Raw genomic sequence first — 11,392 nt, 5'->3', positions numbered from 1 at the left:
ATTCAAACTCCTTCCCCCTGGTAAGCATCGCATTTCTGACATTTTCGCGGACATTAAATACTCCGAGTGGCACATACCCTTCGGTTGCTGCTCTGAGGACGATTGCTCCGGCCTGTTTTTGTTCTCTTACGAGTGCTTCAAGCACCGCCATTTTGCATGAGTAATAACAACCGCCGACAGATGAGTATTCAGTCTTTGGCCGCTTTATTTCAGAGTCTGAAAATACCAGTTTCTCATCTCCAAGAACCCTGATAAATGCCTCAGTCCATTCATACTGCCATCCGGTCGGGGTGAGGATGACTGCATACCGGTTATGAAGACTTGAAAATTCATGAACCCGCCAGGTATCAATGGGACTGAATTGTTTCACCCGGTTGTAGAGAGAATCGGCAAGGGTGCTGTCCACCGCCGTAATAGACCATCTGGTCGGGACAAGATGACGTTTCTTGCCGTTTCCCATGGTTCCAGCAGAGAATGCCTTTTGAATGGCAGAGAATGGGACCTTCTCCTGATGGAGATTTATCACAGCATCCCGTGCCAGCAGGTCGGTGTCATCAAAGACCCGTTCAAGGTGATGGTTCCATCTCACCGGTTCACATGAGAGTGTATCTATCGATGCACTTGGTCCGAAAGGTGCATGCTCCTCACTCAATGAGAACCCTGTCGGGACTTCGAGAAATGCAGCCTCACTCTCAACAGAAGTGTCTGACAATACGATCTCCTGCAGCTGGCTGACAAATCTGCTATGGATATCGTAGGTCTCAACCAGTCTTTTTCCCCGCACCAGACTGAGCCGATATCCGATAATCTCCTCCTGTGACTTCTGTGCCGGTATCCATGACTCTGGTGTGTCATATATCCCCGTATCTCCATGTTCGGGGGTGATAAGAGGGCCGGCATAGACCTTCGGGTACCCGGCACTTCCAATGAAGATGGACGGAGGGGAACTTCCATCAAGTTCTGTTCCGACTGGTACCGATCTGTTCTGAAGCGTTGAGACCGTAAGAGTTCGGAGATATTCAGCCTTTCCGATGCTCATTTTGTATCATACAACTTAACGATATGAGGGAGGACTTTTAAAACACCTGATATCCCGCTGACGGTAAGGGTCAGAAGGACTGCATCAACCATCTCCTCTCTTGTCACTCCAAGTGCTTTTGCCATCGGAAGGTGAGCCCGGACTGCCCGGTCATCGCCCATAGCCGTTTTCATGGCGATATAGATGAGCTGCTTTGTCTTCTGGTCTAATCCCTCTCTTGCAATAAGTGCCTGAATCAGACCATTGAATGCTGCTGCACATTCGGGGGCCTCTTTCTGAAAAAGTTCCATGGGGGTGAGTTCCATAAACAGTATTCATCTCCTGGGCTTAAGAAAGATACAGGGTATATGAATTTACCTCTTATTTTTCATATGTACATCCATCTGGGGGAATGGAATCTCGATCCCCTCTCTCTCAAATTCGGTCTGAATCCGGCAGTTAATAAAATCCCGAATCTCATACGTCATCGTATATTTTTCTGTCCAGACAATCATCTGCAGATTCAGGCTCGACTCTGCAAATTCAAGGAAAAAGACGGAGGGTTTTGGATCAGCAAGGCAGAGACCGGTTTTAATGATCTCATCTGCTATCTTTAAAAGGAGTGTCTTCACTTTTTCAATATCACTGCCATATGCAACTCCGATATTTATTCGCACCTTGATCTTCAGATCCGGTTCTGCATAATTGATCACCACATCATTTGTAAGGATGGAGTTTGGTATGGTTATCAGCTGACTGTCAAGTGTCTGAATTCTTGTACTCCTGGGCCCTATAGCGATAACATCTCCGATATAGTCCTGCACCTGGATCCGGTCTCCGATACGAAACGGTTGATCCGCAGCAAGGAGTGCCCCTGAAAAGAAGTTACCCAGGATATCCTTTCCTGCAAAACCTGCAGCAATTCCCACAATACCTCCGGCAGCAAGAAGAGGGGTGATATCAACATTGAGTATCTTAAGGATAATGATTCCGGCGATTATCCAGACAATGTAACTGAATGTCGATCGAAAGAAGTGATAGAACCTGATTCCTGCTTCATTTGTTGCTGACACGAGTATGTACTCTTCGTACTGGTTTGCAACATTCTTTACAAATGACCAGAAGATCCAGGTTGCAAGGAGGGTAATACAGACCAGAAGGTATCTGTTGTCCAGAATCCAGGTGTATTCAGGAGGTATGAGGGTGCTTGTTGCCAGAGTAGAGTAGATGGTGATGATAATAAGAAACAGGATAAGGGGTTTTCCAATAGAGGATAAAATAATGTCATCAATTACAGTTTCTGTTCTTTTTGCCCGCGATTTCAGGAGATTTCCGACAGCCTTTATTATGATGATACCGATAATTCCACTGACGAGTATGATGAGAGCAAGAATATTCGAAGGTTCCATCTCCTATATGTCTTCTTGGAAAGGTAATAGTAATACATCGGACCTTTCCGTCTCTCCACAACCGGGCCGTTGCATGAAACTATATTGTATCTCCGGTTTCATGTATAATCAGTGATTACAGAACGGGTCTGCTATGGGATGACAGATCCAGAGCGATCAAAGATTGAATCAATCGTCGCACGGCTGGCTGGGGCGGCTCACAAAGGTGAACTTGGCACTATCGTTGCAGAAGAGATCCAGAAGTACTCGGTATTTGAGTTACAGGTGATCGGCGGGAGATTACATCTTGAGATTGAACGGCTCCCTGCACATTACCGGCATAAAATCAGATCCTATTTCAGGGACCAGATATTTGGTGCTCACCACATGCTCCTGTCCAGGTATAGAAGTGGTGCTTTTCGGAAATGTACTGATCCGATCCGTGATCCTGAACTCTTTCTCTCGTACTGCCGGATGATACCTGACGGGTGCATGGCCTGGGATGAGAGTATGTGGAAGAACCCTGAGATCTGGAGTGCAAGGCACCGGCTTTTTTACTATCTGATTGCAGCATATACAATGTTCGTTGAAGACCTCCCCGGTCACCCGGTCGGGATGCCGTTTCCTGGCGGTCAGGTTGTTGAAAAACGGGTTGATGAGTACTATTGTCCCATTCGTGACAAGGAAAAGGATGTATTCTTCTCCATCTGTAACTTCTGTCCTGCCAGGCAGACTGATTAAACATGGAATCCATTCCCTTGGTGCTGGTGCATGGGTGGAAGAGTCATCCTGGTATCTGGAGAAGACTCATAGAGCAGGTCCAAATCCCTCCTGAACAGATCTGGCTTTTTGATTACTCCGGCCTCTATGAATCGACGATATCACAGATCGCTCACCAGCTCAAGTCCTTCCTTCATGAGAAACGAAGGGTTGCCGGATATCATGGACCGGTTGACATTGTCTGTCACTCTATGGGTGGCTATGTCACCCGGTATTATGTCGAAGTGCTTGACGGGAAGAAACGGGAGGAGAAGGTTCGCCAGTTGATCGAGATAGGAGTGCCAAACCAGGGCTCATCTATGGCTGAGATTTTTAATGATCCGGTTCACGGACCAGAGGTCATAGATGTCCTCTCTGGTGAATTTGTCCCGCAGAAGTATGAACCGGAGAGGGATGTCAATGTCCAGGGCCTTCGGATCAGAAGTCGGGAGACCAGAGAATTATGCAATGCAGGAATCAGGCCAGATATCAGGTACAGGAACATTCTTGCCGCTAACCGGACCGGAGATCCGGCATTCTTCCCAAGTTTTAACGGACGTACCTGGGTGCTCGGGCATGATGAAACCTGGCGAACCACCTGGCTTGGAGATGGGGTGATTCCTCATTATGACTCATACCTTCCTGGAACGGAGTTTGATCTCGTCCCGACTGACCCGGGCAGTCTGCAGGCTGAGCCCTATCAGTACTGTCATATTTTCCTGCCAAAGAATCCCGAAGTTATCAGGCTTATTATCCGGTATATTACCAACCCGATAGCCCCCTCCTCAGAAATGTTTCCTGATCACCGGTAATCAGACGGTCGGCCCTTAAAATTTCGGAATGGGATGTTCGTAGGAAAAAAGGTGATTACCTTCTGCCACCTGGCCAGAACCTGGTCTTTTTCTTCGGCGATGATTTTTCATCTGCTGCTGGTGTCTTTGGCTTTTTCCTGATGGCAGTCTTCTTCTCATCACGGGGTGGCCGGGTAACACTCTTTAATACCCGTTCTGTATACTCAGTCTCTCTCTGTCGTGGTCGTCCGGTCCCTGCTCCCCCCCTGCCTGGTGGTGCTCCTCCTCTCTGCTGTCCGGGCCCTTTCTTCCCCTGTCTTCCGGCCGGGCCGGTGGATGGGGTTCTTCTCCCCTGAAATTTTCCCCCCGGTCTCTGCTGAAAACCTGGTTTTGGTTTTGGCGGCCTTACATCATCAATAAGCAGATTTCTCCCCTGAAATTCGGTCTCATTCAGGGCATTTCGTGCAGCCCGTGCATCCTCATAGTTTTCCATCTCTACAAATCCGTATCCTTTTCCTTCAATGACACGGACACCGACAACCTCACCATACCGTGAGAAGAGTCCCCACAGTTGCTTCTCATCAACGGAATATGTCAGGTTTCCAACAAACAATCGTCTTGGATTCATATTCTTACCGCCAGTCTCTGTTCTGCGTGTATTTTACAAGATTGGTACCGTGTAATCAGAGATCTGTATTCCAGCTGATTAATTACCGGTATAACTTTAAGTATCTCTCTTTTGTTTGTACCCATGCTCACTAGATTCAAAATTTTGCCCTTCTCATCTCCTGTCAATCTGATAATTGCGCATGGTTACGTCCTTTGGTATCCATCAGGCAGAATATATCGAAAAACCGTGTTGCATTGTCAGGAAAATGAGGGAGAAGTATCAGTTCTGGTCTGCTGCATGACAGTCCGGGCACAGAGGCGTGCAACTCTGAGGGGTTCTGGTATCTTCCCATGCAGGGTGAAGATCCTGCAAAGGTGCCGTACCTCCTGCTCGGTGCATCCATATCCCCGGGCGAACAGAGATAAACCGGTCTTTACCGGTATGGATATCCGTTCTCCAAGGTTTTCGTAACCTCTGACCCGCTCTTCATCTCCGGGGAAATGATGCCTGATATGGCCTGTCAGGCCCTCGGAATCCTTATATGAGACACAAATGACCGGCACTCCGGTTTTTTCCATAATCTCCACCGGATGAATCACATTATACCAGGCGATGACACATCCGTTCAGCATGATGGCGTTTACGTCCTGCCGGTCAAGAGCGGCTGCCATCCGGATTATCTCTGCCGTCGCATCCATCCCACCTACCCGAACCTTTCCAAAGCAGAACCCGTCAATATGCAGGTCCCGACGCATAACAACGCCGCAGAGGACTGACCAGTCCCGGTCAGCAAAGGACTCAGATATCCCAAGCACCCTGATGCCCCGCTTTTGGAGTTGCATACCAATAGATCATCTGTTCAGATACTAGAATTCTTGTGAACAGAGGGTATTTATCATCATGGATGAAGTTCAATCCTATGATACCGGATTGTAAGTGAGCAGAGAATGACATCACCACAGAGCTGTACCGGGATAATTACATACATACGGGAGCATGTTCCTGCTGAAAAAAATGAGGTTATGGAATACCTCACCGATATGGAGCAGCATTATGCAAGCCATCCATGTCAGAAGGAGGTATCTGACGTTATTGCATCCCTGGCTATCGGGTCATTCTCTTCCTCTGAATTTCATACCTTCGTATCACGTGTCCGAAATCCGGACCTGATTGTAGAAGCAGTCCTTGCATCCGTTCGTTCATTTCTTGATGACCGGAACGGGGCGGCTGCAGACTCAGCTTTGTCATATATTCTCCCCTATGCTGAACATCCGGATAGTGATGGCGAGAAATACCTTTCATTTCGTGATTTTATTGAATATGCATATTATGTCACCTGGCTTACTCCTGAACCGGATTTCAGGGTCCATCCCTACCTGAACTGCGACATCCTGTTTCAGTCCGGACGACTTGCGGTATTAAAAGGAGAGAAGGAAAAAGCCAGGATTATCTTCAGATCTCTTTTGGAGATGAGTCCGGTCAATGATTCAATATTGTTTTCCTGTGCTGATCTCTGTCGTGAAGAGAGAAATCTGGATGAATTTCGCAATATCACACTCCGATGTTTAGAGTATGCCTGGAAACCTGATGACCTGGCCCGTGCCTACCGGAACATGGGATATTACCTGACAGAAGCCGGTGATTATGTGGGTGCAGTCACCTGCTACCTGATGAGCACCACATGGGAGGACACACCAGAGACTGCCCGGGAACTGGCATACATCAAAGAAAAGAGTGGAAACGAGCCGGATGTGTCATATATCCTCTCTCATGGCCGAAAGATCCTGGATGAACGGAATATTCCGTTTGGTCCGAATCCGAAGATCATCGATCTGATGGTCTCGTACGCAGAGGAATGCAAACAGGATGGAGATTTCTTTGAAGCCAGAAAGTATCTCAGCCGGGCAAAAACACTGGAATTACGTGACAGTCTTGAACGGGAGATTGAGGTGATTGAGCGGTTTATTGAGGATAATACGATATTTTAATCAGGCCCTGAATTATTCTCTCTCCAGGTTCCTAAAGGAAACAGGATCTCAAACCGTGCTCCAATCCCTGCCTGTCCGGTTTCCCTGATAGATATGCCTGAGTAACTCAGGATGTCCCGACAGAAAGAAAGGCCAAGCCCGGTATTTTTCCCAAAACCTGGTTCAAAAATCTTTAATTTTTCTTCTTGCAGTACACCCTTGCCATTATCTTCCATGATCAGGATGAATGAATCATGTATGATTGCAGATTCACATGTTATCAGTGTTGCATTCTCTCCATGCCGGACGCTGTTTTCAGCAATATTATAGAATACTTTATAAATGAGAGGGTCGGCCAGGATCTCTACCTCTCTGATATCGGCAGTTATATGGATGGTACTACTCATCTCCTGGATCAGGCGTCTGATGAGGGAATCCAGCGATTGCCATATCATTTCTCCTGAATACTGTTCAGGATATGTTCCGGTTATCCGGATATGATCTGCAATCCTGTCGGCAAGGCTCTGGCAGGCCCGGATATCCGTGGTAAGCGATTCGTCCAGGGGTTCAGCCTTTTCTTCGGCTATACATAAATACCCGGTCATCGCAGTCAGGAGATTTAAGATGTCATGCCTGGTAATCCGGTACATCAGGGCCAGTTTCTCCCGTGCCTGAATGAGTGCCCTCTCTGATGCTTTCCGGTCAGTTATATCCCTGATAATATATACAAGTCCTGCAGGTTTTCCGTCAGGGTCCTTTACCTCTGATGCAGCTATACTGACCGGCACCGGACCAAACCCTCCTCTAAACAATATCTCCTCGTCTGAAATGGATCCCTTCTGCTCTATCTTTTGTTTCAAACGAATAAAATCGGTTTCTTCAATAAAATTTCGTATTTGCCTTGAATTATTGATGCCCTTTTCAATGCCCATAAGATGCAGGCCGGCTGGGTTTATGGTGATGATCTTTCCATCATGAGTGGTCAGGATAAGAGCATCGGGAATTGTTGCTATGATCGTCTCCGCTGCTGTTGTTGGAGAGACAATAAAGAGCCCGTATCGTAATATTGCGAGGCTGATACATATTACAAATCCAAGATAACTTATTGCGACTGCAACGGAGAGTCCGTTGGAGATATTTGAGAAGAAGATAATCCCGATAAGTCCTGCACCGGATGGGAAACTGATACCCATCAGAACCAGAAGGATCTGTCTTCTTAATTTTCTGTCCTTTCCGGGTGTTTTATGATATGACCAGATGCAGGTGATGATTGCGATAAAGGCTACCGTAAATGCGAAAATAATCTCCGGAATATAGAGAAGGTGTTCCGGACCCGGGGCTGAATCATATCCATATCCTTCAATGAAGGTAAAGTGATATGTCCAGGCATGGGCTGCATCATAGATGAGGAACACAAAGGCAGGGGCATAAAATAATAAAAGAATAATCGGAAGACGGGATTTCCTGCTTAATGGATGGCTGGTAAACAAAAGGATGAAATGGATTGCTACCGGGACGGTGAGGATCCACTCTGACCCGATCATGTTCCAGTAATATGCAAACGAAGGATCGGTTGCCTGCCTGAGCATAAATTCAAAAAATGCCCAGAATGCACCGGAGCAGCAGAGGAAAAGGAATAGCTGGTGAACATGGCTCTTTGGATTACGTGCAAAAACAAAAATACCAAGACTAAAGGTGATAGCCGCCGATATGAGGCATAATAAGGAGATGATAGGGAGTGAATATATCACCCATACTCACCCCTTTTCACCATGCCCGCCTCATTCATTCTTATTAATTTCTTCTGTAATCTATATGATGTACCGGGTTTTTGTCCTGTCTATTTCCAGTCTTTTTTCATTGCTTGTGCCCGTCTCTCTTTTGGCATACGTTCAATGGCATAACGGAGTGATGTTCGTGGCATCTCCCGTTTGTGGGCCTGAACATACTCAAATATGGCATCCTCGTGCTCTCTGCTTGCTTCTTTTAAGAGCCAGCCATATCCTTTCCGTACCATATCATCCTCATCGGTCAGGAGTGCATCGGCAATCTCGAGGACATCATTTAGGTATCTCCCACGCTTTGCCGGTATGATAAGAGATACTGCAGCTGCCCGCCTCATCCACCGGTTATCTGACTTCGTCCAGTTTTTTAGTTCATGTATGAATTCAGGATATTTCTCAATAAAGTCACCCATCGAATGGTTACAAAAACTATCACAGGTGGCCCAGTTGGTGATGTAATGCTCTACCCAGTATCTGAAGGTGTGAATATCTTCCGGCTCGAACTGGTCCCTGAGGTGTGGGACCCAGGAGGATACAATAAAGGCTTCTTCTATATATCCTGACTGATAGAGTTCTTCGCAGAGAGAGAATATCTCTGGCTTACTTCTTGTACTGACTTTTTTCCAGTGTTTTTTTGCTATCTTTGATACCTCAGCGGTCTTACATCCGTATGCATTCACCTTCTCCTTGAAAAACCGCTGATAACTACTCAGTGTCTTTTCGTCAATCACCCCCTTGAGTTCTTCCCGTATTGTGCTGATTATCGGATCCATGTACAAACATATGCTGGTCCCTCATAAATGAATTCTGAAAAAAGAATCAGTTGTATCGGTTACGAGCTAGTACATCTCTTGCGAAAATCAAAAAAAAATAACTATTCACCGATTTTCATGCAACGTCCGTACAGCATAATCATGGGCTCCCAGTGCACATGAATGGATGCGGTTTTTCCACCGGGCTGATATACCAATCAATGACATCTGGTTTGTCTGATGCAATCGCTTCAGGAAACCCGTGCCCGCTACCAGGTATACCTATTCTCCTTCCATACATACATCTTCATTAGTCCTCCCGGTATATTGGATATGATGCACTCATGGCATTTACTCGATCAGACTCCCGGTATCTTGATCTGCTGAAAACCCCGGATCAGGCAGTTCTCCCAATTCAGAGCGGCGAGACTATCGTATATGGTATGTCCATATGTCAGCCGCCGGCACTTCTCAAAGCCCTTGCTGACAGAATTCTCTCTGAAAACCTTCAGGATATTAACATCTACACATTTCTTCCTCGTGAACACACCCAGTCAACCGTACTCTCTCCTGAACTCTGTGATCAGATCACCCATCACTCATGGTTTAGCGGAGTTGCTGACCGTGCCATGACCAGATATGGTCTGAGCTATTTTGTCCCTTCTTATCTTCACCAGATACCCCGCCTTTGCCAGGATTTCATGGATATCGACACCGTGATCACGACGGTTTCACCGATGGACAAAGCCGGGTTTTTTAGTTTTGGGACCGGAAATGATTATATCTCAACAGCTGCCCGATGCGGGAAACGGATTATCGTAGAGGTAAACAGATATATGCCCCGTGTCTTTGGTGACTCACAGATTCATCTCTCTGATATTGATGGGATTGTGGAATATGACACTCCTCTTCTTGAGCTGCAGATCCCTGAAAAAAAGCCGGAAGATGAGATTATCGGACGAATGATTTCAGAACAGATTCCAAACGGAGCGACCATTCAGCTTGGTATCGGCGGACTTCCAAACGCGGTTGCAGGTTTCCTTCAGGATCATAAAGACCTTGGTATCCATACCGAACTCTTCACCGAAGGAATGGTGGATCTTATTGATATGGGTGTTGCCACCGGGAAGAAAAAGACAATACATAAAGAGAAGCACGTATTTACCACAGCCGCAGGAACCAGACGGATGTATGAATTTATGGATGATAACCCCTCCATAGAGAGCTATCCGGCATCGCATGTCTGTGATCCACGAATCATTGCACAAAATGATACTATGATATCGATAAATTCGATACTTGAGGTTGATCTTCTCGGTCAGGTGAATGCTGAGTACCTGTCTGGTTCTCTCTTTAGTGGTACCGGCGGTCAGCTTGATTTTGTCAGGGGAGCGTTTGACTCAAGGGGTGGAAAGTCTATCCTTGCGTTTTATTCAACGGCAAAGGGCGGGAAGATATCAAAAATTGTGCCACGGCTTGAAGCTGGTGCAGCAATAACCACCCCACGTGCCGATGTTCATTATCTTGCAACCGAATATGGGATGGCCAACCTGAAAGGAAAGGATACCAGGCAGCGTGCGCTTGCGATCATTGATCTTGCCCATCCACAGTTCCGTGACTCCCTTATGATGGAAGCCGACCGAATGGGACTTATCTAATTTTTTGGTCGTGAGGTTCGTACCTATTCAGGAGAATACTGGAGGATCGATGAAAACCCCTTTCCATATTATGTTAATCCCGACCCTTGGCTGCCCGTCCAATTGTAAATACTGCTGGAGCTCTGAAGAAGGTTCTCCGGTGATGAATATTCAGGTTGTAAAGGACGTGGTATCCTGGCTTTCAGAATTTCGGGATGATCCGGTCACAATAACCTTTCATGGCGGTGAGCCCCTCCTTGCCGGACCTGCCTTTTACCGTGAGGCTCTCCCCCTCCTTGCACAGGGCCTTGCCAAAAATAAGCCCTCATTCGCTATTCAGACAAACCTCTGGCGGATGACTCCCGAACTTGCGGACATCTTTGCAGAATACCATATTCCCATCGGGTCCAGTATAGACGGACCAGAGGATATCACCGATTACCAGCGGGGAGAGGGGTATTTTCAAAAGACGATGGAGGGATACCGGATCGCACGGGAGCATGGGCTCATTGTCAGGTTTATCTGCACGTTTACCGGATATTCTGAAAAACAGAGGGAGTCTATCGTTGAGTTCTTCATCGATCAGGGCTTTACCATGAAACTGCACCCGGCACTTCCCTCGCTTCGAAGTGAGAGTCCGAATGAGTGGGCCCTGGCCCCGGAGAAATTTGGCGATCTTCTGGTCT

12 protein-coding genes are annotated in these 11,392 nt (G+C 46.9%); 5 read left to right on the top strand and 7 right to left on the bottom strand.

Features of this window, described 5'->3' with window-relative positions; all coding sequences use genetic code 11:
* From LDL35_RS10835 to LDL35_RS10825, 3 genes are all read right to left on the bottom strand, one after another.
* The coding region (locus tag LDL35_RS10835; protein WP_304022353.1) for a hypothetical protein at positions 1–1,039 on the bottom strand (1,039 nt) is incomplete at its 3' end.
* On the bottom strand, positions 1,036–1,344 hold the full coding sequence (locus tag LDL35_RS10830; protein ID WP_304022352.1) for a carboxymuconolactone decarboxylase family protein: 309 nt from the start codon (positions 1,342–1,344) through the stop codon (positions 1,036–1,038). The genes LDL35_RS10830 and LDL35_RS10835, both read right to left, overlap by 4 nt.
* A 48-nt stretch (positions 1,345–1,392) precedes the next feature.
* Positions 1,393–2,427, bottom strand: coding sequence for a mechanosensitive ion channel family protein (locus LDL35_RS10825; protein WP_304022351.1), 1,035 nt, complete (start codon positions 2,425–2,427; stop codon positions 1,393–1,395).
* 111 nt (positions 2,428–2,538) lie between these two features.
* On the opposite strand from LDL35_RS10825, the gene LDL35_RS10820 reads away from it, so the two are divergent.
* Positions 2,539–3,147: a DUF2115 domain-containing protein gene (locus tag LDL35_RS10820; RefSeq protein WP_369694920.1), complete on the top strand. Its 609-nt coding sequence runs from the start codon at positions 2,539–2,541 to the stop codon at positions 3,145–3,147.
* Positions 3,148–3,149: 2 nt separating this feature from the next.
* The gene (locus LDL35_RS10815; RefSeq protein WP_304022350.1) at positions 3,150–3,977 is read left to right on the top strand and encodes an acetyltransferase; all 828 of its coding nucleotides are present in this window, start codon (positions 3,150–3,152) and stop codon (positions 3,975–3,977) included.
* 55 nt (positions 3,978–4,032) lie between these two features.
* Here LDL35_RS10815 and LDL35_RS10810 read toward each other — a convergent pair whose 3' ends face one another.
* Both LDL35_RS10810 and LDL35_RS10805 read right to left on the bottom strand, forming a co-directional pair.
* Positions 4,033–4,584 carry an RNA-binding protein gene (locus LDL35_RS10810; protein WP_304022349.1) on the bottom strand — a complete coding sequence of 184 codons (552 nt, stop codon included), beginning with the start codon at positions 4,582–4,584 and terminating at the stop codon, positions 4,033–4,035.
* A 239-nt stretch (positions 4,585–4,823) separates the two neighbouring features.
* Positions 4,824–5,408: a DUF99 family protein gene (locus tag LDL35_RS10805; protein WP_304022348.1), complete on the bottom strand. Its 585-nt coding sequence runs from the start codon at positions 5,406–5,408 to the stop codon at positions 4,824–4,826.
* Positions 5,409–5,513: 105 nt separating this feature from the next.
* Here LDL35_RS10805 and LDL35_RS10800 point away from each other — a divergent pair, with 105 nt between their 5' ends.
* Entirely contained in the window at positions 5,514–6,554 is a 1,041-nt protein-coding gene (locus tag LDL35_RS10800; RefSeq protein ID WP_304022347.1) for a hypothetical protein, read from the top strand.
* Here the strand turns inward: LDL35_RS10800 and LDL35_RS10795 are convergent.
* On the bottom strand, positions 6,551–8,284 hold the full coding sequence (locus LDL35_RS10795) for a histidine kinase N-terminal 7TM domain-containing protein (protein ID WP_304022346.1): 1,734 nt from the start codon (positions 8,282–8,284) through the stop codon (positions 6,551–6,553). The two genes, LDL35_RS10800 and LDL35_RS10795, sit on opposite strands and share 4 nt — an antisense overlap.
* An 89-nt stretch (positions 8,285–8,373) precedes the next feature.
* A complete protein-coding gene (locus LDL35_RS10790; RefSeq protein WP_304022345.1) occupies positions 8,374–9,090 on the bottom strand; it encodes a DNA alkylation repair protein in 717 nt (238 codons plus the stop codon).
* Between the two features lie 323 nt (positions 9,091–9,413).
* Here LDL35_RS10790 and LDL35_RS10785 point away from each other — a divergent pair, with 323 nt between their 5' ends.
* Together LDL35_RS10785 and LDL35_RS10780 are read left to right on the top strand one after the other, a co-directional pair.
* Positions 9,414–10,727: an acetyl-CoA hydrolase/transferase family protein gene (locus LDL35_RS10785; RefSeq protein WP_304022344.1), complete on the top strand. Its 1,314-nt coding sequence runs from the start codon at positions 9,414–9,416 to the stop codon at positions 10,725–10,727.
* Between the two features lie 49 nt (positions 10,728–10,776).
* Positions 10,777–11,392, top strand: a 616-nt coding sequence (locus tag LDL35_RS10780; protein WP_304022343.1) for a TIGR04083 family peptide-modifying radical SAM enzyme, incomplete at its 3' end; no start/stop codon positions are given.

This window comes from Methanospirillum hungatei, from assembly GCF_020216685.1.
Classification (GTDB): domain Archaea; phylum Halobacteriota; class Methanomicrobia; order Methanomicrobiales; family Methanospirillaceae; genus Methanospirillum; species Methanospirillum hungatei_B.
This window is presented reverse-complemented; position numbering and strand designations above follow the sequence as displayed.

Bases quoted from the DNA above. Each gene is read 5' to 3' on its own strand.
- LDL35_RS10830 (WP_304022352.1), bottom strand. From the start codon at position 1,344: ATGGAACTCACCCCCATGGAACTTTTTCAGAAAGAGGCCCCCGAATGT.
- LDL35_RS10825 (WP_304022351.1), bottom strand. From the start codon at position 2,427: ATGGAACCTTCGAATATTCTTGCTCTCATCATACTCGTCAGTGGAATT.
- LDL35_RS10815 (WP_304022350.1), top strand. From the start codon at position 3,150: ATGGAATCCATTCCCTTGGTGCTGGTGCATGGGTGGAAGAGTCATCCT.
- LDL35_RS10810 (WP_304022349.1), bottom strand. From the start codon at position 4,584: ATGAATCCAAGACGATTGTTTGTTGGAAACCTGACATATTCCGTTGAT.
- LDL35_RS10805 (WP_304022348.1), bottom strand. From the start codon at position 5,408: ATGCAACTCCAAAAGCGGGGCATCAGGGTGCTTGGGATATCTGAGTCC.
- LDL35_RS10800 (WP_304022347.1), top strand. From the start codon at position 5,514: ATGACATCACCACAGAGCTGTACCGGGATAATTACATACATACGGGAG.
- LDL35_RS10790 (WP_304022345.1), bottom strand. From the start codon at position 9,090: ATGGATCCGATAATCAGCACAATACGGGAAGAACTCAAGGGGGTGATT.
- LDL35_RS10785 (WP_304022344.1), top strand. From the start codon at position 9,414: ATGGCATTTACTCGATCAGACTCCCGGTATCTTGATCTGCTGAAAACC.